General features: G+C 55.1%; 28 protein-coding genes and 6 pseudogenes. 10 read left to right on the forward strand and 24 right to left on the reverse strand.

Annotated features, from left to right (window positions below):
- Positions 1 to 20: 20 nt before the first annotated feature.
- Positions 21 to 1,350 (forward strand): annotated as a pseudogene (locus DVK03_RS17795) (RimK family alpha-L-glutamate ligase).
- A gap of 30 nt (positions 1,351 to 1,380) precedes the next feature.
- On the opposite strand, the gene DVK03_RS17800 reads toward DVK03_RS17795, so the two are convergent.
- From DVK03_RS17800 to pyrH, 5 genes are all read right to left on the reverse strand, one after another.
- Positions 1,381 to 1,713, reverse strand: coding sequence for a hypothetical protein (locus DVK03_RS17800; protein ID WP_115803389.1), 333 nt, complete (start codon positions 1,711 to 1,713; stop codon positions 1,381 to 1,383).
- Positions 1,714 to 1,814: 101 nt separating this feature from the next.
- Positions 1,815 to 2,072, reverse strand: a complete 258-nt coding sequence (locus DVK03_RS17805) for a hypothetical protein (protein ID WP_115803390.1) — start codon at positions 2,070 to 2,072, stop codon at positions 1,815 to 1,817.
- A 192-nt stretch (positions 2,073 to 2,264) separates the two neighbouring features.
- Positions 2,265 to 2,693, reverse strand: coding sequence for a hypothetical protein (locus tag DVK03_RS17810; RefSeq protein WP_115803391.1), 429 nt, complete (start codon positions 2,691 to 2,693; stop codon positions 2,265 to 2,267).
- Between the two features lie 176 nt (positions 2,694 to 2,869).
- Entirely contained in the window at positions 2,870 to 3,109 is a 240-nt protein-coding gene (locus DVK03_RS17815) for a hypothetical protein (RefSeq protein WP_115803392.1), read from the reverse strand.
- Between the two features lie 34 nt (positions 3,110 to 3,143).
- Positions 3,144 to 3,854, reverse strand: coding sequence for a UMP kinase (gene pyrH / locus DVK03_RS17820; RefSeq protein WP_115803393.1), 711 nt, complete (start codon positions 3,852 to 3,854; stop codon positions 3,144 to 3,146).
- Positions 3,855 to 3,904: 50 nt separating this feature from the next.
- Between pyrH and DVK03_RS20455 the strand changes: the two genes are divergently transcribed.
- Positions 3,905 to 4,033: a hypothetical protein gene (locus DVK03_RS20455; protein WP_255409756.1), complete on the forward strand. Its 129-nt coding sequence runs from the start codon at positions 3,905 to 3,907 to the stop codon at positions 4,031 to 4,033.
- 187 nt (positions 4,034 to 4,220) lie between these two features.
- On the opposite strand, the pseudogene DVK03_RS17825 reads toward DVK03_RS20455, so the two are convergent.
- The 5 genes and pseudogenes from DVK03_RS17825 to DVK03_RS17850 all read right to left on the reverse strand — a co-directional run bounded on the left by DVK03_RS17825 (position 4,221) and on the right by DVK03_RS17850 (position 9,617).
- Positions 4,221 to 6,041: pseudogene (locus DVK03_RS17825) on the reverse strand (SLC13 family permease).
- A gap of 1,207 nt (positions 6,042 to 7,248) precedes the next feature.
- Positions 7,249 to 8,257 (reverse strand): annotated as a pseudogene (locus DVK03_RS17835) (IS630 family transposase).
- A 106-nt stretch (positions 8,258 to 8,363) separates the two neighbouring features.
- Positions 8,364 to 8,549: a hypothetical protein gene (locus DVK03_RS17840; RefSeq protein ID WP_115803394.1), complete on the reverse strand. Its 186-nt coding sequence runs from the start codon at positions 8,547 to 8,549 to the stop codon at positions 8,364 to 8,366.
- Complete coding sequence (locus DVK03_RS17845) at positions 8,546 to 8,890, reverse strand: HalOD1 output domain-containing protein (protein ID WP_115803395.1); 345 nt, start codon at positions 8,888 to 8,890, stop codon at positions 8,546 to 8,548. Before DVK03_RS17845 ends, DVK03_RS17840 begins: the two co-directional genes overlap by 4 nt.
- A gap of 82 nt (positions 8,891 to 8,972) precedes the next feature.
- Entirely contained in the window at positions 8,973 to 9,617 is a 645-nt protein-coding gene (locus DVK03_RS17850; RefSeq protein WP_115803688.1) for a helix-turn-helix domain-containing protein, read from the reverse strand.
- Between the two features lie 193 nt (positions 9,618 to 9,810).
- On the opposite strand from DVK03_RS17850, the gene DVK03_RS17855 reads away from it, so the two are divergent.
- Positions 9,811 to 10,467 carry a helix-turn-helix domain-containing protein gene (locus DVK03_RS17855; protein ID WP_115803689.1) on the forward strand — a complete coding sequence of 219 codons (657 nt, stop codon included), beginning with the start codon at positions 9,811 to 9,813 and terminating at the stop codon, positions 10,465 to 10,467.
- Positions 10,468 to 10,534: 67 nt separating this feature from the next.
- Positions 10,535 to 10,942: a hypothetical protein gene (locus DVK03_RS20155; protein ID WP_199505998.1), complete on the forward strand. Its 408-nt coding sequence runs from the start codon at positions 10,535 to 10,537 to the stop codon at positions 10,940 to 10,942.
- 530 nt (positions 10,943 to 11,472) lie between these two features.
- Here the strand turns inward: DVK03_RS20155 and DVK03_RS17865 are convergent.
- Positions 11,473 to 11,973 carry a PIN domain-containing protein gene (locus DVK03_RS17865; RefSeq protein WP_115803396.1) on the reverse strand — a complete coding sequence of 167 codons (501 nt, stop codon included), beginning with the start codon at positions 11,971 to 11,973 and terminating at the stop codon, positions 11,473 to 11,475.
- Positions 11,974 to 12,282: a ribbon-helix-helix protein, CopG family gene (locus DVK03_RS17870; protein WP_115803397.1), complete on the reverse strand. Its 309-nt coding sequence runs from the start codon at positions 12,280 to 12,282 to the stop codon at positions 11,974 to 11,976.
- Positions 12,283 to 12,449: 167 nt separating this feature from the next.
- Here DVK03_RS17870 and DVK03_RS17875 point away from each other — a divergent pair, with 167 nt between their 5' ends.
- From DVK03_RS17875 to DVK03_RS17885, 3 genes and pseudogenes are all read left to right on the forward strand, one after another.
- A complete protein-coding gene (locus DVK03_RS17875; RefSeq protein ID WP_147301751.1) occupies positions 12,450 to 13,313 on the forward strand; it encodes a DUF5518 domain-containing protein in 864 nt (287 codons plus the stop codon).
- 95 nt (positions 13,314 to 13,408) lie between these two features.
- Positions 13,409 to 14,125, forward strand: coding sequence for a hypothetical protein (locus tag DVK03_RS17880; protein WP_115803399.1), 717 nt, complete (start codon positions 13,409 to 13,411; stop codon positions 14,123 to 14,125).
- A 141-nt stretch (positions 14,126 to 14,266) separates the two neighbouring features.
- Positions 14,267 to 14,900: pseudogene (locus tag DVK03_RS17885) on the forward strand (IS6 family transposase).
- A gap of 8 nt (positions 14,901 to 14,908) precedes the next feature.
- On the opposite strand, the pseudogene DVK03_RS17890 reads toward DVK03_RS17885, so the two are convergent.
- From DVK03_RS17890 to DVK03_RS17915, 6 genes and pseudogenes are all read right to left on the reverse strand, one after another.
- Positions 14,909 to 14,977 (reverse strand): annotated as a pseudogene (locus DVK03_RS17890) (IS6 family transposase); the annotation flags it as partial.
- A 193-nt stretch (positions 14,978 to 15,170) separates the two neighbouring features.
- Entirely contained in the window at positions 15,171 to 15,662 is a 492-nt protein-coding gene (locus DVK03_RS17895) for a hypothetical protein (RefSeq protein ID WP_115803400.1), read from the reverse strand.
- 229 nt (positions 15,663 to 15,891) lie between these two features.
- Positions 15,892 to 16,374: pseudogene (locus DVK03_RS20550) on the reverse strand (hypothetical protein).
- Positions 16,367 to 17,056 (reverse strand): nucleotidyltransferase domain-containing protein, encoded by a 690-nt coding sequence (locus DVK03_RS17905; protein WP_115803401.1) that lies wholly within the window; start codon positions 17,054 to 17,056, stop codon positions 16,367 to 16,369. The pseudogene DVK03_RS20550 and the gene DVK03_RS17905 overlap by 8 nt, the downstream one beginning before the upstream one ends.
- 420 nt (positions 17,057 to 17,476) lie before the next feature.
- Positions 17,477 to 17,944: a transcriptional regulator gene (locus DVK03_RS17910; RefSeq protein WP_004062178.1), complete on the reverse strand. Its 468-nt coding sequence runs from the start codon at positions 17,942 to 17,944 to the stop codon at positions 17,477 to 17,479.
- Positions 17,925 to 18,233 carry a DUF6516 family protein gene (locus DVK03_RS17915; protein ID WP_049896049.1) on the reverse strand — a complete coding sequence of 103 codons (309 nt, stop codon included), beginning with the start codon at positions 18,231 to 18,233 and terminating at the stop codon, positions 17,925 to 17,927. The genes DVK03_RS17910 and DVK03_RS17915 overlap by 20 nt, the downstream gene beginning before the upstream one ends.
- 417 nt (positions 18,234 to 18,650) lie before the next feature.
- Between DVK03_RS17915 and DVK03_RS17920 the strand changes: the two genes are divergently transcribed.
- Entirely contained in the window at positions 18,651 to 18,935 is a 285-nt protein-coding gene (locus DVK03_RS17920) for a PadR family transcriptional regulator (RefSeq protein WP_115803402.1), read from the forward strand.
- 120 nt (positions 18,936 to 19,055) lie between these two features.
- Here DVK03_RS17920 and DVK03_RS17925 read toward each other — a convergent pair whose 3' ends face one another.
- Together DVK03_RS17925 and DVK03_RS17930 are read right to left on the reverse strand one after the other, a co-directional pair.
- Positions 19,056 to 19,736 carry a cyclase family protein gene (locus DVK03_RS17925; RefSeq protein ID WP_115803403.1) on the reverse strand — a complete coding sequence of 227 codons (681 nt, stop codon included), beginning with the start codon at positions 19,734 to 19,736 and terminating at the stop codon, positions 19,056 to 19,058.
- 81 nt (positions 19,737 to 19,817) lie between these two features.
- On the reverse strand, positions 19,818 to 20,258 hold the full coding sequence (locus tag DVK03_RS17930; protein ID WP_233565950.1) for an HXXEE domain-containing protein: 441 nt from the start codon (positions 20,256 to 20,258) through the stop codon (positions 19,818 to 19,820).
- A gap of 407 nt (positions 20,259 to 20,665) precedes the next feature.
- Between DVK03_RS17930 and DVK03_RS17935 the strand changes: the two genes are divergently transcribed.
- Positions 20,666 to 21,307, forward strand: coding sequence for a helix-turn-helix domain-containing protein (locus DVK03_RS17935; RefSeq protein WP_115803405.1), 642 nt, complete (start codon positions 20,666 to 20,668; stop codon positions 21,305 to 21,307).
- An 84-nt stretch (positions 21,308 to 21,391) separates the two neighbouring features.
- Here the strand turns inward: DVK03_RS17935 and DVK03_RS19845 are convergent, their stop codons facing one another.
- The 4 genes from DVK03_RS19845 to DVK03_RS17950 all read right to left on the reverse strand — a co-directional run bounded on the left by DVK03_RS19845 (position 21,392) and on the right by DVK03_RS17950 (position 24,004).
- A complete protein-coding gene (locus DVK03_RS19845) occupies positions 21,392 to 21,559 on the reverse strand; it encodes a hypothetical protein (RefSeq protein ID WP_158545162.1) in 168 nt (55 codons plus the stop codon).
- A gap of 85 nt (positions 21,560 to 21,644) precedes the next feature.
- Entirely contained in the window at positions 21,645 to 22,178 is a 534-nt protein-coding gene (locus DVK03_RS17940; RefSeq protein WP_115803406.1) for a hypothetical protein, read from the reverse strand.
- 617 nt (positions 22,179 to 22,795) lie between these two features.
- The gene (locus tag DVK03_RS17945) at positions 22,796 to 22,984 is read right to left on the reverse strand and encodes a hypothetical protein (protein ID WP_042664918.1); all 189 of its coding nucleotides are present in this window, start codon (positions 22,982 to 22,984) and stop codon (positions 22,796 to 22,798) included.
- 138 nt (positions 22,985 to 23,122) lie between these two features.
- Positions 23,123 to 24,004 (reverse strand): hypothetical protein, encoded by an 882-nt coding sequence (locus DVK03_RS17950; RefSeq protein ID WP_115803407.1) that lies wholly within the window; start codon positions 24,002 to 24,004, stop codon positions 23,123 to 23,125.
- A 147-nt stretch (positions 24,005 to 24,151) separates the two neighbouring features.
- Here DVK03_RS17950 and DVK03_RS19850 point away from each other — a divergent pair, with 147 nt between their 5' ends.
- Positions 24,152 to 24,463 carry a hypothetical protein gene (locus tag DVK03_RS19850; protein ID WP_158543178.1) on the forward strand — a complete coding sequence of 104 codons (312 nt, stop codon included), beginning with the start codon at positions 24,152 to 24,154 and terminating at the stop codon, positions 24,461 to 24,463.
- Position 24,464: the final 1 nt, after the last annotated feature.

The raw sequence follows: 24,464 nt of genomic DNA on the forward strand, positions 1-24,464 counted from the left end.
TCCCGGACGGAGGCACACCACTGAACGAGAGTCCGGTCCGTGTCGGTGTCTTGAGTCTCCATGACAGCAAGGAGACCAAGGCTATCCTGAACGCCGTAGAGGCGCTGGGTCACGAGACTGAGTGGCTTCGGTTGGAGAATATAATTGTCCGCTTAGAAGGTGGGGAGACCACGCTCAGTCCAGACGTGGATGTGGTGGCCAACCGACACCTCCTCTCAAACACCGACCGACCGTTCGAGGAACTGGGACTGGCTCAGACCCTCTCCGGGATTAAACCGATGCTGAACACACCAGATGCGACCGCACGGGCCACACACAAAACCGCCGCAGCGGTCGCCTTATCCAACGACGGACTCCCCGTCCCGAAGACCGTCCTCTCGCTCAGTAGCCACCATCTCAACCAGATTCGCGACGAGTTCGCCGAGGAGGCCGTCTACAAGACGGCCATCGGCACCCACGGCGGTGGAACTTGGAAGGTACGTGTGGACGACTCGCTCGCTGCCAGTGTCGGTAATCGGCGCGCCTTCATCCAGGAGTTCGTCGGACGAACAGGCGAGACCCCCAGAGACTTGCGAGTGTACGTCGTCGACGGTCAGGTGGTCGGGGCCATGTATCGGTATGCCATCGAGGGCGACTGGCGAACGAACGTCGCGCTCGGTGGACGCGTCGAGGATGCAACCGACGCAGCACCGCAAGCGGTGTTCGACCTTGCCTGTCGGGCGACGTCGACACTCGAACTCGACTACGCTGGCGTCGACCTCATCGAAGGTGACGACGTACATCTTGGAGGTCAATCCCACGGCCGGGTTCAGAGGCCTGTATCGTGCAACAGGCCAAAGCCCAGCGCCGCACATCGCGAGGCTAGCCATAGAGCGCGCAGGGGGATCGGTCGATCCGGACAGAGTAGAGAAGCTAGCGTCTACGCTCGACGACTCGGTGCCGTCCTCCAAACCGGCTCCGATCCGAGCCATCTCAGAGGAGCCGATTACCATCGGATTGACCGAGTCGGTCGTGGTTAGCGGAACCAGCGGGACAAAGACCGTTACCGCCAAATCGGACTCTGGGGCAGCCAGGACTAGTATCGACCTCCGGCTCGCAGCGGAGATCGGAACGGGACCGATTCACACCGTCTCGCGTGTGCGCTCGGCGAGTTCGAATCAATCGAAAGCACGAGCGGTCGTAGACTTCGTTATCGGAATCGGTGGGCATCAGCACACTGTCGCGGCGAATATCGAGGACCGCACTCACATGACCTACCCACTCCTGCTCGGCCGAGATATCCTGAAAAACTACCGTCTCGATGTCAGCCGTCAGTTCGAGGACTACGTGGAGACTGTGGCCGAGGAGTGAACCGAGAAGTGGATATCGAGACAACAGCGATCACCGATGTATCAGTCCTAGCAACCGACTTCGAACATCATCGGCGGAGTCGTACGTTTGATTCTCGGTTGGGCCAAGCACTTCTTCGAGGGATTCCGTCCCGCCCTGCGTTTCGATCTCGTAGTCGTCATAGGCCTCGACCAGTTCGTTTGTCGAGGTTGGATAGCTGTGGGTTTCGAGTGCCTCATCGAGGTCACCAAGCCTTCCACGAGGGTCACCGCTCATCGCTCGGGCTTCATGGGCGCGATCACGTACCGTCTCTACCTCGCGCGCTGGCTGTTGTCGCTTTTCGTCGTCTGTATTATCATCTCGGCTCCGGTTGTCGTCTGGCATCCTTTCCAATGCGCCCGAGTCGGATAACAGTGGATGCAAAAGGGCTGTTAGTCGCTGGACCCGGGCAAATCCGCCATCTTATAGTCCCGGAATCTGAGTCGTTATGCGTCTCCCTCAGATTGATATGGTTCCCCAACCGCCTCCCGCGGAAGTACGTTGTGGAGTTCGGACTCAATATCGGCCGCCGATTCGAATGACTCACGAGAGGTCTTTGAAACCAATTTACCGAGATTTGTTTCACCGTCGGCCAATATCAACCTAACATCGGAGAGCTCTTCCGATGCTGTAGTCCGTCCGATGGGATAATCAATCTCATCGAGCAAGGTCGAAATGTCGCTGAACTTGATTTCACGAGCCATGTTACCAACTACGCTCGTGAAGGTGATAAGTGACATAACCGGTGTAACGAACATTCTCCGACGATTGGGATTCTCGGCAGTGCTTTTCGTCAGCGGAAATCGGGTGATATCCTTCGCACTATCGACGCCGGGATTATCTCGCCAAAATACAATAGATACGTACGATCACTCGAAAGTCGATCTGACCGGGACCTAACTCTGCGTTTGACGGGTGAACTCGTGGAGTTTCTCTTCGATGAGTGTGGCAACCCGTTCACTATATTGCCAGAGTGCTGCGTTGAGTCGCTCTTCGGCCTCATCGTCAAGTTCGTCGGCCCCACGGAGGACGGAGTCTTTGGTGATCTGTGGGTGGTACACACAGACGACGCCGAGTGAGATATCCGAACTCGAGGTCCCTGCGGTGTGAATGCCGTACTGATCGCTTCCCCAGACACCATCGCCGCCCTCTCGCTCCAGTTCGGAGTCGAGCGCATCGAGCAGCTGTACCTCTTTGGGGGAGAGGATGGAGTCGTCACTTTCGAACAATTCAGTGTACGCCTCCATCCGGGCACTTCTCGTCCACTGGTCTAACTGGGAACGCGCCCGGAGTACGAGTTGTCGTTCGTCTGGAAACTCGGCCATGATTCTAGAAGGGGTGCAAGGCGAATGAACGTTTGTACAACATCTACGGATGGTGGGTGTGTCAGTGCGGCGGTGTACTCGACACCTAGCCGACGATTACGAACATGAGACACTTGGGGGCGTTGGCGGGTTGCCGACTGAGACGTACGGCTTTCGGTAACGGTTGGTCTGCGAGTTCAGTTCTCGAACTCGTCGTCGTATTGTTCGTAGGTAATCGTCAGCTTGCCTGCTGTCGGACGTTTCGCTGCATCTCGAAGCGCTTTGAACGATTCGAGGAGTTCACTCGTGTCGGGTGAGTCCTCCCGGCCGCTCGATGACTCTTCTCGAATCGTATCGTATACTCGCTCCAGGATGCGTCGAGCGGCATACGAATCAGTTTGTGAGTCAATTTCGAAGGAAGCCACGTGACGAGACATACGCAGATATCGTTCTCCACAAGGATAACAGCAGTCATGTTTCAGCAGGCGGCGTGTCATCGTCACCGTCTGAGGTGATTCTCGTCCCGTCAAGTTCACCGGATCGCACAACGGAGAGGATGTACTCAGGATCGGTTCCGTCGATAACTACTGTTTCGAAGTTTGCACGTTGGATTATCTTCGCGGCGAGTATGCCGATCGGAACACTACCCCGGGCAGTACTGTCGATATCGAGGATGAGTTCAACGAGTTGGCTCGCGCGTAACTTGTTGAATGGTTCTGCGTCTGGGTGAGTATGGGGATCCGCGCTAAAGACACCAGTCACGTTCGTCGCATAGATGAGAAGTTCTGCGTTGATGTATTCAGCAAGGAGTGCGCTCACCGCGTCAGTAGTTTGACCGGGTGCTGTTCCACCCATTACGACTATATCTCCGCCGCGGAGCGCTCTGCCCGCCGCTTCGTAGTCTTTTGATGGCGACGAGACGACGTCGTCGCCGATCGCCGCGATGAGAAGTCGGGCACTCACCCGAGTAACCCCGATACCAATTTGATCGAGTTCGACTTCGTTCGCACCGAGAGCTCGCCCTACATCGATGAATTCGCATGCAGGAGACCCACCTCCGGTGACGACACAGACGTCGTGCTCCTCGGCGAGTGTTGTGATGACGGCTGCGTACTCTCGAAATTGCTCTAGGTCAAGCGTCGGCACGAGGATGCTCCCGCCGAGTGAGAGTACGATGCGCATGTTGTTACCTAGATTAAACGACAGCGTCAAAAATAATCTAGTACCTCTTGATGACCCGCCACGTTATCCGCGCGGCCCGCATACTGTCGTGTATGGCGATGATTGTCTATCAAGGCGAGGACGACACTGTTTCGGAAGAGATCGACGACGAGCAACTGAACTACCGAGAGGACCACTAGCAAATTCACCACGGTGACGACGAGTACACGTACATTCCGAGAGAGCGTGTCTATACAGTAAAGATGACCGACCCACACTTCACAATTGGCGAGTAGACCACACGGCCAAGAGACGCTCTGGACCCAGAGTCCACAAAATTCACGACTACTTTGGGGATGCTCTCACTGCTGAGTTAAAACACTCGCGTCAAACACGGACCCCCCAGAAGAACGCGATTCCAAGGACAGTGACGACCGACAGCAGCAACTGCAATGGCCCACCAACCCGCAGAAAGTCCGAGAACTTGTAGCCACCAGGCCCGTAGACGAAGAGGTTCGTCTGGTAGCCGACCGGTGTCATGAACGCCGTCGAGGCAGCGAACGTCACGGCGAGAACGAACGCGAACGCGTTCGCGCCAATCGACTGGGCGGCGCTGGCAGCTACGGGAATCATCAACACGACGCTCGCGTTGTTACTAATGACACTCGTCAGCAGTCCAGTCGCAACGTAGAACACCCAGAGGACACCGATCGCTGGTAAGAACGCCGCAGTCGAAGCGACAGCATTGCCTAGTAGCGCCGCTGCACCCGTTTGCTGCAGTGCGATACCGAGTGGGATGACACCCGCGAGGAGGAAGATGACGTTCCACTCGACAGACGAATAGAGTTCTGTCGGCTTGAGGACGCCGGAGAAGACCATCACAACAACACCGGCAAGCGCCGAGACGACGATGGGGAAGATGTTCAAGGCAGGCAGCGCGACGACACCGATGATAATCGCCACCGCAAACGGAATCTTCTCCGTGCGGTAGGTCACCTCGTCAAACTCGTGGGCAACGATGAAATCCTCGTTCTCGACGAGGCGGGTGAGACTGTCCGGCGGTGCCTGCACCAAGAGTGTGTCTCCGACACGGATACGGATGTTTTCAAATCGGTCTCGGACGACATCGCCCCGTGTTCGAAAGGCGAGGACGTTCGCATCGTAGCGTTGCCGGAACGTCGAGCTCGCAAGGGATTCACCGACGAGAAACGCCCGACGGGATGACGACCTCGACGAGAACCGGTTCTTCCTCGCCCGGATGCAAGTCACCCTCGGAGCGAGGGCCACCCGCGAGTGTGAGACCTTCGGCGTCCATGATCTGTTCGAGCGTCTCTCGGTTCGTCCTGAGTCGAAGTGTGTCACTCTCGCGAATCTCCTTTCGGGCGAGCGGTTCCGAGAAGCGCTCACCGTATCGGATTAGTTGTAACACGTCGATATCGAGTTCGTCGTCACCCAGTGCCTCTGAGACTGTCTGTCCGATCAACGGCGAGTTCGCAGGAACGGCGACGTCTGCGAGGTACTCTTGGAGAGCGTACTCCTCTACGAGATCCTCATCGGCTGGGATTCGTTCGGGGAGGAGTCGAACGCCGACCGTCATCAGATAGACTGCACCCACCGCGAAGGCGATCACCCCGAGTTTGGTGAACTCGAACATTCCGAATGCGTGGAGACCAAGCTCGGGGTTTCTGCACCGATTTGAGCCGCAATATCGCTCGCGAGGATATTCGTCGACGTCCCGATGAGCGTGAGCGTCCCTCCGAGCATCGACGCGAACGACAGCGGCATCAACAGTTTCGAGGGTGAGGTCTTGCCGTTGTGTGCGAGGTCGTTGATGATCGGGACCAGAATCGCGACGACCGGCGTGTTGTTGATGACCCCCGAGACGGAGCCGGTGATGCCGACCGTCGCAGCGAGTTGCTTGCGCCGGTCAGCCCCAGCGAATGCGGCCATCTTCCGGCCGATAAGTTGGACGATTCCGTTTCGATTGATTCCTGTACTTAGAATGAGCATAGCCAGCACAGTAATTGTGGCTGGGTTGGCGAACCTCGAGATGCCCGCTTGCGGGGAAATCTGTGTCCACGGTTCGAGAACCATCAACAGTACCATCACCAAGATAGCAGTGACGTCGATTGGGGACCACTCGGTCGCGAAGAGAACGAGTGCGAAGAGAACGAGTGCGAGGAGAATGAGCATGAAGACGACAAGCATCTCGGCAGTCACAGAAGTTGAAACCAAGAACTGGCTTACCAGAGATGGTAAAAAAAAGGGCATACAGACAGGTGACGCTTGCGAGGCAAAAGGTCTGGTATCCACACCGTCTCGCTGACGACGTAGCACACTGGGGAGCCGAGTCCGACTGGTTCGGCCCTGTCAGTTCACTCAGATTCGAGACGGAAGCCCAAGACATCACTTGAGACGACTGGTGTACAACGGTTCGAGTTCGAAGAAAAACGAGCGTGATTCGGATGCCTCGAACCTCAGTCATGGGTTGTCGATGAACCGAACTCTTTGTCGGACCTTCGGTAAGTGACGGTCAGCATGCCAGGTGATGGAGACTTGGCTGGACCTCGGAGCGTTTTGAACGATTCGAGGAGTTTACTTGCATCTTCCGAACCCTCCCGGGCGGCGCGCGGTTCTTCTCGAATCGTGTCGTAGCCAGCGCTAAGATGCGCCGGGTTGCATTCGAGTCCACCACGGATTCGGTCTTGAAAGAAGCCTTGTAGTACGACATACCCGCGTATGACCCGTACAGAGTTAACACTCTATATGCTTTTCTTCAGTGAGACCGTCTTGAGCGACGCGACAGAAATTGAAGAAGGACCGACAACAGTTACTTACGCTCTCGAACAGTTATTTCTACCACGGACAACAGGTGCTGTGCGTTCGACTCCGAGTATTACAAGGGTCACTTGAACGGGAATTCCCCGTTCGACAGATTCCAGTTCTCTTCGCGCGGTGGTCGCGTGGAACGCATCTACGAACGACTTGTTCCGCAAATGGATCACCAAGATAATGACAGATGAGCAAACAACTGGCGCAGCCACTCCACTCAACGAAATCTTCTCCGTACTCAGCCATGAGTACCACCGTCGCATCCTTTGGGCACTCGCTGGCCACGAGTCACGAGGTGGGGAGAATTTCATAGTGAACCGACGGCCGGGAGAAGATAGCGAACCTGATGTTCTTCGGCTTCAACTCGTCCACTCTCACCTTCCAAAGTTAGACGACCAGGGATTCGTCAACTGGGCGCCCGAAACAGAAACGCTTGCACGTGGCTCTCGGTTCGGAGAAATCGAACCATTCCTACGATTGATGAACGAGCACCGAGAGGAGTTATCGGAGGGTTGGCCGTGATCTATCCCGAGACACATCCTATACGAGTTGCTCTCGCAGATACCTCGCACTATAGTAGTCATTAGAAGTAATCACTTACGTTTGGAACTGAAAGTTGCTCAAGGGCAGTATCAATCGCTGTTGTTAGCTCGTCAAGTGAGTCGAAGAACCGGTTACTCAGAGCTGCTTGAAATTGTCTCCAACACTCCTCAACCGGGTTTAGCTCCGGCGAGTACGAAGGAAGCCTCACGAATGCGAGGTCGTCACGGGCCGCAGGTCCGTGACGGCCGACGCCTGGAAATACGGCGCTCCGTCCAGCACTACGAGCAGGTCATCTTCAAATTCTTTACATAGTGCTAAAATGAAATATTTCGCGTGTTCGGCGGTAACGTACTCTTCGAATCGTGAGAAGAAGCGATCACCGCGATCACCGTCCTCGGTGATCGCGCCCAGCAGACACGTCCAGTCGCGTTGACCAGAGAGTTTGACCGAGGGCCGCGTGCCGCGCGGAAACCACGCGGCACGCGGCTCGACTTGCACGGATTTCTTGGTTTGGTCGATACAAACTACGGTGGCGTCCATCTCCCGCCGCTTTTTTTGAGTTCTTCGTAGAACGCTTCTTGGTCGTCTTCGTCAGCTTCGGCGGCTGTACGGCGTGGTTTCTGATAGCTCAATCCCGCTTCTTTCAGCAACCGCCGACAGCTTGGGATTGAATACTCGACACCGTAGGTTTCTTTAAGAAAATCTTGGACAAGCGCCGGCGTCCACGCCGGCGCGTCGATGCCGATTTCTTGGGGTGGTTCGTGAAGAGTTTCTTCGAATTCTTTTTGCTGTGTTTCTGAGAGTTTTCGCTTTCTCCCGGTTCGCTTATCATCAGAGACGGCTTGCTCAAGCGACTCGTCAGTCTCGAGTCGCTTGAGCCAACTGTAGATTGTCCGGCGCTGAACGCCGTACCACTCGGCTAGCTCAGTCTGTGTGACTCCGTTCTTGTACGCGATAGCTGCTAAGAGCCGTTGTGTCGGCTTCTTTCCGTCCACGTTGTCGAGGGCGTCGTGCAATTCCTCGACGGTGATCTCGTCGAGATGCTTCACTATCTCTTGCAACAGTCTCCGTGCAAAAAGTTCTAACGGCTACTATAGTGCAGCGGGACGGGTTTGGGAGTCGACACTGAGCCAAGTACGCCCGAATGAACGGGTTTCAGTCCGTATGCTCGTTCTTTTCGACTTCAGTGACAATTACGTCCCAGTCCGGATACTCGACTCCATTTCGGCATTCGAATGCGCCTTCCACATCGATTCCATTCTCGTAGGCTCTGAGAAAGAGCCCCTTTAGCTCGGTGTTCAATTCCGCTTTCGACGTGAGAGAGCCCTTCTCAGACGTCATCTTCCAAGGTTCCTCTTGTAGTTTCCCGCTTTTGATTCGTTCGTCGGTGGAATAGTGACCACACCGTAGCTGTACTCGGTTATCGCACGACCCTCGTGCGTGAATGTGACGTGGATTTCTCCGTTCAGCCCGTCACGGACGAGCGCATCTAACGCGTCTGGGTCAACCGTCGAATGGAGCAGGTCCAGTTCAACCGGATCAGCGACTATCACTTCCGCCAGCATCGCGATAACGCCCATGCTTGCGGGAGTGTATTCCTGATTGAACTGGGCACGAACAGTCGTGGAGTCAAGATGATACTCGACTGCTTCCACCCCAATTCCAGACACCACTGCGTCCATATCTACCTATTCTATTGGCCTGAATCGGTTGAATAGGGGTACTGATTATACAGAGGATTTAAAAATGTATTCGCTAGAACGACTACGACACACTGACCAAGGTCGCTCTGATGAGGCGTCGATGTCCGCGTCGAAGTCGTGACGAAAGTGATTGCTGTGTGATGCCGAGTTCGTCAGCGATCTCTTCGAGTGATGCCTTGCGTGGGGTGTCGAAGTAGCCACGCTCGTAAGCCAATACCAGCGCCTCACGTTGAGTTTCAGTCAAATCGAAGCCAACTCCCTGAACAGGAAGCATGGCGTGGACCGCAGTGATTGTGATCGGTATATCGTTTTTCTGGCAGTAGTCTCGAAACTCTGCGAGTGCTTCCTGATTTTCGCCGCGCACCTCAAATCGCCACTCGTCTTTCGTTCCAATTCCGGAGAGTACGACTACCTTCGCCCGGGCAAGAGCACTCAGAACGCCGAAATACTCTTGTTCCCACTCGGCACGCATGAGATACTCGTCTTCGACGCTATCGACTAGTCGGATGTTCGTCACGCCAACGTGTGATTTGAACGCTGCTTCGATGTCTTCGGTTTCCACTCCACGCACCCAGAAATACGGAATAATCAGCTTCTCGTGTGGAATAAGTCGTTCCAGTTCGACCTCTACCCCCGGCAAGCTCCCGAAGACACTTCCTAGCGGAAACTCCTCGACTGGACCTGTAAATTCCATCACGGTCGCCATGCGGAAGCTTTCGGCCGACAGGAGCATAATCGGCGTGGATGGTGTACCATGGCTTCGAGATCAGACAAAACTCCACAGGTGACCAGTATCGTCTGTTCTTCAACCGAAGGGTCCTTTTTTCGCCCGTTCAGACATGGTATACCATGCCTTCTTCTTTTGTGTGGCTCTGAGTAATATAGTTTCACAAACGAGCATGAGTGTGATAACGGAGGTTCGAATATCGCCTGGTGATTTCGAACTCGGACAGATACTCGAGTTGGACGAGGCGTCGGCTATCGAACTCGAAACGCTCGTCCCGAGTGGTGACGTGACTGTGCCGCTCTTCTGGGTCTACGAACCGGTCAGAGACCATTTTCTCGAGACTGTTCGACGCTATCCGACTGTCGACAATGTAACAGAGGTGGAAGTATTCGATAACCGGACCCTGTTCAGGCTCGATTGGGATGCGAGCCAGGACCATCTGTTTCAATGCATCTTGGATCAAGGGGGACAAATATCGAGTGCGACCGGAACGTCTGAAGGGTGGGATTTCGAGATACGGTTCTCCCAGCGCGAGGCGTTGAGTGAATTTCGGACGTGTTGTGAAGACGCGCACATCAACCTGGATGTCATCAGAGTGTACAATCCCACGGACCCCGGGGTTAGTCAGTGGTACGGCCTGAGCGAGCCACAAAGAGAAGCGCTTACGCTTGCGGTTCAGATGGGATACTACGATATCCCACGTGGCTGTACGACCCAAGAGCTTGCGAGCGAACTCGGAATTTCAGACCAAGCAGTGACGGAACGGTTGCGTCGGGCCATCGGTGCGTTCGTTCGACGTGCACTCCTCACCCCCGAACCTGAGACGTAGGTGGTTCGACTGCCTCCATTGTACACCATGGAATCGACACATGCGGGTGGAGCAACAGTACATGAGTATGGATGAGACGCAAGAGCGAGGGAAACCTGATTTACAGGATATCGATAGCGTCTCCGGGTCTGCGAAACGAAAGAGACCAATCTCTCTGGATAGTCTTCTGTCGGCAGTAACGAGCAAATACCGGCGGGCCGTTCTCAACTCGCTGACTAGCACATCCAATAAGAGACTGAAATACGATACGCTCGTAGACCGCGTTGCAGAGATGCTTCGAGACGAAAACACAGATCGAGAATCTGACGAACACCGACAACGCGTCCAGATCGCACTTCACCACGTTCATCTCCCGAAACTGGCGGAGGTTCAGATGGTCGATTACGAGACTAACGCGGGACACGTCCAGTTTGTTGGCGGTGAACTGGAACAAGACCTCCTGGCGCTGATCAACTCACACGATATGGATAAGTGAACGACTGGACCGTCTCTGTCCTTTTCCGACCGAATTTAGCGTATACGTAGACTGACGGAGACCCGTCCGTTCCGAACCATGGTTTCTATTCCCGGTCGAGACCCGACAGTAAGTTGCGGTCTTGTCGGAGATGCCGTCTAGATACGAGTCCACGGAGTAGTAAGTGCTAAACACGAATTCAACCCCCGAGCCATTAAGCCTGCTCGCCTGTAGATATCTCGTTCAGAACCATCCCAGTGGCTCTGTTGAAATCCTCTTCACGTCTTGCGATTTGCGGAGAGGCTAGTTTCTAACCGGATCGACGAAAGCCGGTGGGAAGAGTCGCTCTTTTCAATGTCAACGCTGAAGGATTTCAACAGAGCCAGATAACTCGCCATCAGATTTTATTTAAGCTCGAGACCGTCTTTGAGAAGGCCCACACACATCCACTCTCCGAGGATGTGTCGACACACAGTTTCAGAGGATGGACTAGTTCCGTACCAATCATCTTGTAGCAGTAGAGTCAGAAGGAGAGTTTGAGAAGAGATGCCTTACTTTGAGGTACCTTCGAGGAGCTGTCGAGCGTACCGGTAGATCGGCGCACCGAGCCAATCACGTCCTTCTGCCATTGCCTCGAAGGTGACTCTTGCTTCCTCCTCGCTGAGAGCATCGCGCTTGACCAGCGCCCGGAGAACGATCGGAGATAGCGCAACTTCTGCACTCACTAGTTTTCGAAGTTCAGGAAGAGCTCTGTAGTCGTCGGTAATCAAGAACGCTGCATCCACCTCACGGACTGCAGCTACGCAACTGGCTTCACCATCGTCGATTCGGCTCGTCACAAACTCACCACCAGCGACAGCAACAACGGTGAACTCGTCGGCCGTATCGAGGACGGCAGTGGCGACTTTGCCATGGCGGTCATCGTACTCAGCAGTTCTTTGGAGTTCCTCAAGAACTGCCTCTGTGGTTGCGACGTCAAACTCGGTGACGAAGACGTCGAGAACTTCGCCGACTGAAAGAGAGATGAATGCGCTCGTGTCTACAACGAGCATTTAGAGGTCTGCGAGTTTGTCTGCGAGTTCTTCACCACGATCAAGTACCTCTTTCGAAGCGCGGACGGCTTCGGCATCTTGCCGCCCGATAATCTCGACAAGCTTCTCGAACTCGATGTGGTCGTCTAGATACAGCTCGACAACGGCCTCACGAAAGCTCTCATCAGACTCTTTCTCTTCGAGATACTGTCGGAGGGCTTCGATGAGGATTTCTGTTCGATTCTTGTGAGTGACCTCAGCCGCAATGTCGGCGTGTGCCACCAACTCCTCGGGCAGTCGGAAGTTGACTCGTTTTGTGCTCATGTACATACGTTGTGTGTACAAATAAAAAACTGTGTCGGCCTGCCCGTCACTTGGTTACACTTGCGTGTACAGACCGCGTAAATCGAGAGTCAGAGTTTAATGACAGGAAGTCTATTTTGTAATATTTCCTTGACAACACTCTTGATGGTTGCAATTAGTAATCTATTCGGAAAATGCCCCTCCACACACGCATCTACCGAGAGCTGACTGAGCCGGAGCTTCGGCTCGCAACAGCCATCGGGCTCGTGTCGGCACTACTCACCGTGCCACTATCGTGGCGAACAGCAACCGACGAATCGTTAGTTGCCGGTGGAACCGTCTCTGGTGGTGCGTTCGTCGTCGCTGGTTTTTTAGTTGGGTACCTCTACTATCGTCGACCAACGAGTCGACGCCGAGCAAGTACACGAACCGGGCTTGTTGCTTCCATTGGGCTCGTCATCGTGTATCTCGCGACCATGTTCTCGACCCTAAGCGCGTCTTCCCTGAGAGCAACAATCTTCACAGTGGTTGGAACTCCCATCGCGACCGTTCTCGGAGTTGTAATCGTTGTGTTCTTTGTGCGTGTGGCTGCCTTTATCGGCGATCGACTTGCTGCTGTGCGGTCGTGGCGCGCCGAAGTGAAGGATACGACGAGCGAAGACTGGCGAGGAACGAGCAACTCGAAATGGCCGAAATACGTGGTTCTGTACGTCTTAGTCATGCCTGTGGCTGCTGGATTTTACTTTTCTACCAGCCCGCAGAGTATCGTCAGCATACTCTTTGCAATAGTATTGTTGGTGATCACGTATATCGCAGCAATACTTCTGCTCGTTGCAGTGTACAAGGATGCAGAACAGCTCCATGAGAGTCATTCTCCGTGGATTCCAAACGTTGCCGCGTACGTCGGCGCTCCCTTCGCCGCGTTCTTCATCGGGTATTACGCAGCGGAGTTTAACGCATGGGACGCTCCTGTCGAGGCCCTCAGTTTCCTCGGTGTGTGCTGGCTCGTCGCTGCTTTCTATCTCATTGACCGGAAACGTTCTGTTGGGATTTTCTGAGTTGCACAGTCACTGTCGAGAAGTTAGACTGCGTGGCAAACCGCATTTCAGGACATCCGAGAGTATTTCAACGAAGTTGAGAGAGTATCTTAGAGATGTCTGCCCTCCAAAGTGATGAACACGACGTCAAAGGTCAGAAGTCGTCAGTGACAACGTGGACGACAGACTTGAGTGGATTTGAGAGGTTCCCTCATCGCCTCTGGTTCAACGTCGCCGATTTCGGCCGTGTGTTGTGGTGGTCTCTGTTCGCCGTCGTCCCTGCGGTCCTTTTCGCCGGAGTCATATTCTTCGATGACGGCCTCATAGAGCCGTACAATCTCTTCTGTGCTGGCATGATGATGTTCCTCGTCCAGATGTCTGAGCGGTACATCAACACGACAATCGAATTTGAGCACGATAACGGAAGCATCGAGACCACGTTCCACATGGGCGACCCTACCCTCTTCCGGAGTGACCAGGAAGCAACCGTTTCGCTCGAAGACGTAGAATCCGCTCGATTCCTCTCACTTGCTGGCCAGCCGATGGTCCGGTTACACTACAACAAAACATTCAGCGTCAAACCGAGTTCGTTTCTGATTCCCCCAGACAAAAAACCGCAATTTCGAGAGTTCCTCCAACGTCACAACGTTTCGGTCCACGGCGAATCAGAAACGAATTCTACTCGCTGGGTGTGGGGTCGGTTCGTTGTTACTGCACTCTTCATTGGGGTGATTCCATTCAGCGCGATGTTCATTTCGCCTATCCAGTACTCATGGGCGGTTCTGCTCGTTCTCACCGTGACTTCGATCTTCTTAGTGAGACAGGGCTTTTGAACACTCTCTAACTGGACACGCCCGTGCTCCCAATGAGGAGCGGGTCACTTGTTTCCCCCGTGAATGCGGTCGAGGACGTGGTCGAATGGGCGGTGTTCAGATAAGGATGAAGAGTGAGGCGGTTCGTTTTCTGAGTGATCTATACCCAAAAACGACCGCCTCACCGGTTGTTTAGACGAGATCAACTTAGAGTTTGTTGAACCAGAAGCGACACCGCGATTGTTGATGAAGCTCAGTATTCAGCTGCATCTTACTAGATTATCTCTTTCGAATACTGTTTCTATTCTTGAGGTATTCGGTGTCGAACGTGCTCGATACACCGTTCATAATTGGATTCACAAGGCCGATATACAGCCCGAATCTGGTCGGTGTCCGGATCACGTCGCGGTTGATGAGACTGTGATCCAACTCAACGACGAGCAGTACTGGCTGTACGCCGCTGTCGATCCTGAAACAAACGAAGTACTCCATACAACGCTTGAGCCGACGACTACGAAGGTTCTCGCTCGTTCATTTCTCACTGAACTCCGAGAAACACGATGTCTCCGACGCCGTGTTTCTCGTCGATGGCTCGCATTCATTACAGAATGCATGTCAACGCCACGGATTCGATTTCAGATACGAGAAACATGGAAATCGGAACGCTATTGAACGTGTATTCAGAGAGATAAAACGACGAACTATCTCTTTCTCAAACTGTTTCAGCAACGCCGAAGCAGAAACCGCCGACGAGTGGCTCAGATCGTTCAGCTTCGCATGGAATCAGCTTATCTGAACACTACCCCGCTCACGCTCCCAAGCTTCTTCGTAATCCGCCGCAAAGCACTCGCTGAGCAGGTCTGCGAGCTTCATCCCAAACACACTCAACGACCTGCTCGTTCCTCAAACTGGCTTAACTAGACAGTGCCATAAGTTGTGAAAAGATAAGCATCCATCGATTCACGCATCCGCAAGCAGAGTAAGTGATTAACTGACGATGATCCGAACAGCGATACCGCGATCAGGAAGCGTCTCTCGAAGGAGCGTCGTTGGGCACAGCGTCGACTTAGTAATGGACATCAGCGGGAACGATCCACAGATGGTCGTTCGACCCGACGAGTTGCTCAAGCCGCTCGCGGTGCCGAACCCCGTCAGCGAACTCGTCGTAGAGGTACACCGCCGGCCCACGGGACGCCCCGAGATTGTGGCACGCATGCCTGACGAGGTCCTCATCGCGCATGATCGCCGCAGCGTCAAGCTCGTCAACACCCTCTCGAACACGTTCGAGATTCCGCTCAAACTCACGAGTGGTCGCCTGCCAGCCGCGCTCAAGCAGTTCTTGGCCGTCCTCCGAACCAACGGGCACTGCAACCGGGAGGTCGCCCCACCGGGCGCTGCCGGCGACCGTTGTTGAGTCGTCATCGAACGTCACATAATAGTCGAACACCGCGTCGGCGTGCGGGGCGACCCGCACCAGTTGGTCGAATACGTCAGCGGCCCGCGAGAGGGCGTCGTCTGTTGTCGATGCAGTCACGAGTGCGTAGATTACTTGGTGCATTCGTCGTCACCTCGCCGACTCAGGAGTCGATGTCTGTCCGACCCCCTGCGCCGGCGCCCATCGCCGGCGCAATAAAATACGCGCTCAGTCAGCGAGACTAACCAACTGTGAGTAGTGTTCTGGCTCCAGCCCCATCCATGACTCCGGAGAAATACTGAAACGGTGGTGGGTGTCCCGTGAGTCTATGAAATCGTCCCTCAGAATCCCTGAACCGGTGATATCCCCCTACTTAGCAAATGCACTCGTATTTCTTTGTGGATTGGTTCACTACGTATTCGTGTGTCTCTCGTGCGAGTTCGAACAGTTTCTCCGCACGGCTTTTTGAAGCAAGTCCATCCTGATAGTAGGTTTTGGCGCGGTGATTCCGCCAGAGGTCCTGGAGATTCTCAGCGACATGGTGCGAGATAATACCGCGTCTCGCCGCTTCTGTATACACACCTGGATTGTGTACCGGGGAGGTCACGAGGTTCGAGACCTCCCTCGAGCAGTTTGAATTCAATCACACGCTCAATCGCGACGAACGACGCCTCAATCACGAGTGTGTAGAAACCCTGTTCTAGAAGCACCGTCGCACCAGCGAGGAGACGACATGACTTCCGCAACTGAAGGATATCTGCTTCGTCGTCTCAAGTCCAGATTCAATCGTACTAGGACGATGATCGAATGCGGCTTGTACTTCATCAACGAGCGTCTCGATTCGAGTACTACTCATCGATCATCACCGCCGTTCGAACATGTTGGAACTCCGTGTCACCATAGACGGTGACACCGTCGCGAAAGATCTCGTGGAGTTTCTCGCTCGCTCGACGTGCGCTGGCTTCGGACTCGACAAACGGTTCAAACGTGTAGCGGTCGCCGTCGAACCGTTCTTCGCCCAAGTCAGCGGCCACCGTCGAGATGACGCGTCGCGCGATAGTTCGGTCACCCTCAACGAGCACAAAGACGTCAATATCGCTTTTACGGTCGGCTTCACCACGGGCGACACTGCCAAAGACGTGAATGCCGAGTACGTTCGTGACTGCATCTGTCTGTTCGATTGCGGCGTTGACCCGTTCAACGAACGCTCGAACCGGTGCGTGATACTCCACTTGCGGAATCCCCAGAACAGGGTCGTCTTTCTGCAGTCGAGCGGGGTTGATTGAGACGTACTTACGCTGTGTTGTCTGTCGAACCTGTACGATATCAAGAGCTTCAAGGAACTCAACTGCTCGCCAAACTGTCGACCGACTCCGGTCTGTTATCTCACTCAATTCTTTGAGTGTGAACTCAGACTGGTGTGCATCAATGAGATGACGTACCACGTCATCGGCCGCAGGCAGCCGAAACACTCCCGTGTCGCCACGTGGATCAACCGGCACGCAGACATTTATCCCTTGTTCTGTATTCTCGGACACTATCTGATTTTATGCAACAGCTTATAATAAATCTGTGCGTCAACCCTCTGCAAAGAGACTTACTCCAACAGTCCGCCCCCATACCGCGGTGTTCGACACACAGAACACCGCCAGACCGGCTCACCAGCCCACGCTGCAGGCGGACTGTCGTCGCGTGAGTCGAACCGATGCGGTGTCTGCTTACCACACGACTGACAGCGGAGCAATTGCCGTGTCAGCGAGGTTGACGACGACTGTGATGGTGAAGAGTCAGGAGACCCTCACCGAAGCGCGATCGCTGGGACAACCCACGTCTCCGAGTCCGAGAGCAACTGCTCACGACGAGAGTTCTCAGTAATCTGCGTCCCAGCAGCGTCGTACCACCGGGAGAACCAAGAAGGTTTCAACAGGTTCAAGAAAATCGTAACCGCGAATCTCCGGCTACGCTGATGCGGGCGACGAAGACCCCTCATCACGCGGCAGACCGAACTCAACCTCAATCCGGACCGTATCGTAGGGGACGTACGGCTTCTTTGCGCGACCATCCTTCTCAAAGTGGACGATATCGTACTCAGCTAGTAGGTGTAGATCGTCGTGCACATCGTGGACGTCGCGCTCTAAGCGACTAGCCAGTGCGCGGATACTCTCGGGCGGGCGTTCCATCACCTCTTCGAGGAGTTCCATCCGCCGGTCGGTTAGCAGTTGGCGGAGCCGCGTCCGATCCTCGAAGTTGACGACATGCGGTACCTCTTCACCCTGCTCCCACCGTTCGGCCCGCTCAAGAGCCGCCGCCTGTGCCTGTTCTGCTGGGAGCGATGTGATACGGAGAGTCGAAGGATACTCGACCTCGTCCGGGTCGGGAGTGAATTCGTCGTGCGTCGGTTCAGTATCAGTTGGTTCGTTGCTCATAGATCTCGTTCACCTCGGTTTGGAAATCGTTGACTAGGTCGGACAGCCCTGTGAACTCCAACTTCGTGATGTCGCCCTCGGGTGTATGTCGGTGGTGTCGACCAACATCCAAGTGGTACGGCGAGTTATCATACCGCAGGAGTGTGTCGCCGTCAGCGTCCATGTACTGAAAGCTGTATTTCAGTCCCTGCGGGAAGTCTTCGCTTGAGGGAACCTGCCACGCGACCATCTCATACCGACTTCCATCTGGCTTCTCGTTTTCGTCCCGGTACACAACCCTTGCAGGCATCGTTTTCCTATGTTGTGGTATAATCCCAACAATGTTAAAGCTTAGCGTTTGGGACGTCCCCCAACAGTCAGATTCCGTACACTCAGCACCGCTTTGAGCTTTTTTAGCGATAGGACTTCGTCCGTACCCTTTCTTTGGACGGTATTCAACGCCATCTCACGCGGTGCTTAACTCTCGTGTGGGAAAGTTCGTCTCAAGCCCGTTTTCAATCGCAGCAGGACGTGGCCGAATGCTACTTGCACCTCACCAACGAGCGTCTTCGTTCAGTCGAAGTTCCGCGGCCGGGTCACGGGAGGGCGGCATACCACGTCGTGGCTGTACGTTCGGATATAAACGTTCGTCCAGCGAGGTCACTCTGAAACCCGGCCGATGGCCAACAAATGTATATGTATTCTTAAACTAGCTGCGGACAGCAAAATGTACGACTTGACCGGGTTCCAACGCGACCTGCTGTACGTCACCGCCGGCTTGGACGAGCCACACGGCCTCGCAATCAAAGACCAACTCGAGGACTACTACGAAAACGAGATCCACCACGGCCGGCTGTACCCCAATCTCGATACACTCGTTGAGAAGGGACTGCTCGACAAGGGCGAAAAGGACCGCCGAACGAACATCTACGCGATCACAGCCAGAGGTCGCCGAGAAATCGAAGCCCGTGACGACTGGGAACAACAGTATACCAGCGAACTCACCACCTGACTGCTACTACGAGACGGGTAGCTGGGGTGACAGACAACTAGTGGGGAAACGTGCTGTTTAAATCGCTTAATCCGGGCCGTATCTTCTGCCACACATTGCGAATACCGTCTTCTCGTCTCACTAGTCAACTTCGGCAAACGCACGAATGGGCATTGCAGCAGTGTCTTTGGCTTTGATCGGCACAGCGAAGAATCGGAATGACTCACCACCGAGCGAATCGAGGTTGCAGAGATTCTCGACGATGAAGATCTCTTCGTCAAGGAGTCGAGTGTGGGCCGGGCGGGCGGGGTTCTGGTGGTCGTCGGCGTTTAGCGTGTCTACGCCAACCAGAGAAACATCTGCATCGATTAGTCTCTCAATGACGGCCTCAGAGATGTATGGGTAGGATCGGTACTGCTCTGTACCCCAGTGTTTATCCCATCCAAAATTGAACAGGACGGCGGTACCTGCGAGGGCAGACTCTTGGGGAAGTGCGTCGACAGTCAATTCTTCGTCGCCAGCAAGCCCTCGAGCATCGACGACTGTCCCAGGAAGTACCAGTTCGCCGATGTCAAGCTCACTAATGTCACGACCCTTCGGATGTCGATGATACGGTGAATCTAGATACGTCCCCAAGGACGTCTGGAACCGCATTTCGGTAACCTCGAACGCGGATTCGCCTTCGTACTTCTCCCGAGACTCCTCGTGTGTGAAGAACGGATATACTTCTGCAGTGTACTCTGTGTGTGTCCCGTCATCGTTCTTTTGACGGAACCCGGGCATCCCGTCTTCGAACGTGTGACTCAAGTCGACGAACTTCATACTAGTTACCTTGTTCGACATTGGATACGACTCCTGCTTGGTGTTTCATTGTTTCTACAGTATCTTGGTCGCTGAAAGGCCTCATTGACTGCTCCCAGTGTTGCTGTTCGTCTCAACGTCATGGTTCACAGCACTACCACTATCGCTTCGGACTTCCCACAGACGATGAAACAGGATCGGGCCTAAAATCAGATAGATGACGGACGTATAGAGTCCGGGAAAGTAGCCGAACTCGCCGGTCGCGAGGATCGGATAGATGGGATGTAGAACGCCGTTTCCGATGACCCCCATAAGGGTGAAAAACCAGACGATGAGCATTGGACCCTTGATACCACGGTGGATGGCGACCGCACCGAGAGCGAACGCAGCGTATGAGACCATATTGATCTGAACGAACGTCGTGAGCTCGAACGGGGCTGCGTTGAAAACCTCAACCGGCCAGCGGCTGTAGAACTCAGTCGAAAACTCTTCGGCGAAGTGCAAGAACTGGACAGCAAATGCGATCAAGTAGACGGGGAGCACCCGACTTGGATCAGGCATTCGTTGAAAGCTCGTTAATAGATAGCACACGTATGCGAGAATAATAGCAGGAACGAACGTAGTGATCAGTGATAATCCTGGGGAGAGATAGGTAAAGGCCGCAACCAAGATCACCGTCATCGCTCCAGGGAGAATTGCGTCTCGGCTACGCAACGTGGCGGGAACGCTCTCGGACTCGCTGATTCGAACATCCATCTCAGATCTTTCCGCTCGTACTGTTACTTACAGAGCGAGGAGATACTGCTCTCCATAACGGTCTAATATGGAACTGACGCCAACCAAGGCTTTGTCTCTTCATGAGGCAAACTACCGTTAGAGTGGAATTTGTATGTCAATGCTGCCTCACTCAGACAGGCTGATTTATTAGTCAAAGGAATCGGAGTAATCTCATGAAGTCGATTACGCTGGAGATCTCAGTCGAAGGCGGATTCCACCCGGCGAATCAGTTACTCGCAGCGGATCCGTCGATAATCCGTGAATCGCTGCACCACGTTACTATTCTCGAAGACGGGACGATTATTTTGCTCTACCATCTTCGAGGCGACCTCGCTCAGGTGAGAACGTACCTTACGGACCACGAAGAGGTCATCACCTGTGATGTGCCAGAGAACGGAAATGGGCTTGTGTACATCCACGGTCGCCCACTCAAGCCGATTCGTGAATTTTTCTCTCTTGCCCGGTCACACGGAATCGTGTTCGAGACACCCATAACACATACTGATAATGGACTCAAGATCACGATGAGCGGAGATGAACAAACGCTTCATCGTGTCATCTCGGAAATTCCATCAGAGATTGAACTCACCCTCCTCAGAAAGGGAGAGCGTAAGCCAGGGGAGAATGAGATCATCTCACTATTGACTGAGCGCCAGGTAGAGGTACTCACTCTGGCAGTTGAGGAGGGATACTACGAAACACCGAGAGGAACCACTCACGAGAAGATTGCGACTCAGATTGGTGTCGCAACTACGACTGTGAGCGAGCATCTCCGAAAAGTCGAACAACGTGTTTTCTCTGCACTTGTCAGATGACTGTATTTTCGAAAGTTCTACTGACCAATCTAGACACCCGAGAACCACACATTGCTCAAAGAGCTAACTAGAGAATCTCGATGTCTATCCGTACGAAATCCCCGAGAGGTCGAGCATCTCCGTCCCAAACCCCGCACCAGACAGGAACTGTGTTGTCCCAAGCGAACTCAGACCGATACCAGTGCCGACGAGCAACACCATTGCGGCCCAGTCGACATCCCCAGGAGTGTCGCTCGGCCGTATCTTCGTCATGGACGCGCCAACACCGGCGAACAGCGCTGCAAATCCGGCGAGGAGAGGAGGCCAAAGGGAGATGTCCTCAACAAGTACAGGGGCCTCACCGCCTCATGACGAGCGCGTACCCGACCGTTGCTGGGAGCGCGTAGATGACATGACCGAGGATACTCCAGAGCTTCTCGGGCATCGTAAGATCGGGGAACGCCGGCGTGAACGGGTAGCCGACTGCACCGAGCCAAAGCGGCATCAATAGCACCGAGAGCAGCACCGTCGAAACAGCGCCGACGACAACTGCGAGGACAACGGCTCCACGGAGCGTCCTTGGGTACTCGGTGAGTGGTTCCCATTGGACGGCGGCGACGTACATCACTGCGAGTGCGACGCCGTGGAACTGGTGAATCACCCATCCAGCGAGCAGGTCTGACCCGGGGAGGCCGTACATCATCGGCAGGGCGAGCGCGATCAAGGGTTCGGGGTTCCCGTACTGCATCATCAGGCCAAGCGGGACGCTCCCGAGGAACCCGCCGACAGCCGCGGCAATCCATGCGGGGACGGGAACTGCTCTGAGTCGAGTGGCGAGTACCTGTGCGTAGCCACGGCCGAGATCAGCCGTAGCCTTCGTCGGACTAGTCATCAATCATAGTCCGGGTGGAGATTCCCTATCAGTGCTGCCTCACCCTGAGAGGCTTGTTTATTATCTTCCAGAGAACCCAAGCTATGGAATCACTGACGCTGGGACTCGCAGTCGAAGGCAGAAACCGCCAACGGGCAATCGGTAGGTTCGTGCGAGATACGCGCTCGCCATGCAGCACGTCCTCAACAAACTATCAGCGACTGAGGATTTCAACAGAGCCCCAGATTGGGTTTTGAGTCCGTTCCTTGTTAATGGGACTCTGGGCTTCGCTATCCGAAACCGTGCTTAATGAAGATACCATTGGCGAACGATTACGCGAATAGTGCCCGTGCAGGATGTCATATCGAAGCTTTCACTCCTAGGCAAAATGCTGACTGAGTTCGTCCGTTCTGTTCGCCAATGGATGTCCGAAATCACGGTCTCGGATGAAACCAACATCGCCCTTGTTGCGATCGGTGTACTGCTCGTCTTCGGGTATCTTTTCGTTCTCTCCCGTCGACGAGGATTGCCCCACGCCATTTGTACCGGTCGGAGTCCGGCGCTCGATGCAGGACGGCTCGCGCGCCGGCTCGGTGTTCCGATACGCAAATGTCGGTGAGCTGCTCTCGCGACGCCAGTTAGGAGTCTGCGTGGGCGTCCGCCCCGGCTCCGTCGCCCGGCCACATGAGAAAGCTCACCTCTTCCAAGAGATCTCTCGCGGTCTCGACTCGCTCTCGATCCGCCTCGTCCAACCGGTCGACATCGAGCCGGTTGAGATTGCTGAGGACACGGTGCATCCGGTAGCCTTGCTTGAACTGTTGGTCCATCGGAAGCGCCTCACCGCTCGCCGGCGCGGAAAAACTCCCCATCGAGACTGGCGCCGGGCTTGCAGGAGATCACAGGCTTAACCAACGAACCTCGACGCTACTCGCAGGTCGTTGGTTAATCGACGCCCAGCACTGGCCCTACTCGAGACTGGGGCCGTAGCGAGCCGAGCCACACACCTGGCACACCCAGATCGGTTGCCCCGTCCACGCCTCATCCGGGACCGACTCGTTAGTCTTGAACCGATGGTCGGTCGCCCGTCCACAGTTTTGACAGTCGAGTTCCTGGGTCGTCGGTACCGACGACACCTGGCGATCAGCCGCAGCCTCGCCAGTGGATTCGGTCAGCCCCATCGCTGGAACCAGCCACACCGCGTCGTCGGCGTCGTCGAGGACCGCGTCGAGACGCGACGCGTCGCGGATGCCGTCCCCACGCTGGTCGTAGAGCCGTGTCGGGCCCTGCTCCGGATCCTCCGACGCTTCCTGCCCGTGCCACCCAGTCCGGTCACGGGCGACACTGAGAAGCCGCTCTCCCTCCGCTGACGCCACCTGTACCGCGTCGGGAAGTGAGGGCCATTGTTCGGCCAGTTGGCGCGCCGGTGCCTCGTCGAGGTCGTAGAGGAGTGTGTAGTCGTCGACGGCCGGCTCCGCGTCGTTGGCGGAGAGGAGGTTCGCCGCCGCGCCGCCCTTCGCCACGGCGCCGTAGAACGTGGTCGACTCGACGACCAGGTGGACGATGCCGAGGCACGTCGTCGACGCTGTCTCGTTCGTGCTAGTGGCGTCACTCCCGAGATGGTTGCTGAGACAGAACCGGCATTTCGTCTGGCCGTCTGGGACTGACGCCCCACAGGACCGACACTCGCCGTCGGTTTCCGTCGGCGCATCAGGGTAGCCATCAGAGTTCGTCGCGACGCGTTGCCGTCGGGGGGCACTCTCACACCCGTCGTCCAGCCTCGTGTCCGGAATGTGGGACGCCTCACCAGTCGGCCGCAGTTCTGCAAAGTCAGTATATCGGTTGTGCATCGGTTGGTGTGGTTTGTCCCGGATTCGTATTTCAACGTCAGGGCCAGTGTCCGCTCCGTCTCCAGTTTGAGTGTGAAACATAAACTAAGTCATGCGTACATCTTATACTTCATGAGCAAGTAGATGGGAGTAGCAACTGGGGTCCCTATGAGCAGTAACGACACCAAGCACGTCCAAACAGAACTGAACGAGGACGAATACGAACGCTTCCGCGAGTTCGCGAGAGAACACGGCCTCTCGCTCAAAGAAGCCGGGCACGAGGCGCTGATCGAGTGGATCGAACGCCAACAGCATGCCGATCCCAACGACCCGGCGTTCACCGTCCTCGACGACCTCGAGGACGAATCGCTCCCAGCGTCGGCGGCGACGGACGCTAGCGAGGAAGACGATCTCGTCGACGAGTGGCACGGGAGCGACGAACCGTTCACGCTCGCCGACGACCCGTCTGCGCAATCCTGAA

Origin of the sequence: Haloferax sp. Atlit-109R (genome assembly GCF_003665865.1) — an archaeon.
Taxonomy (GTDB): domain Archaea; phylum Halobacteriota; class Halobacteria; order Halobacteriales; family Haloferacaceae; genus Haloferax; species Haloferax volcanii.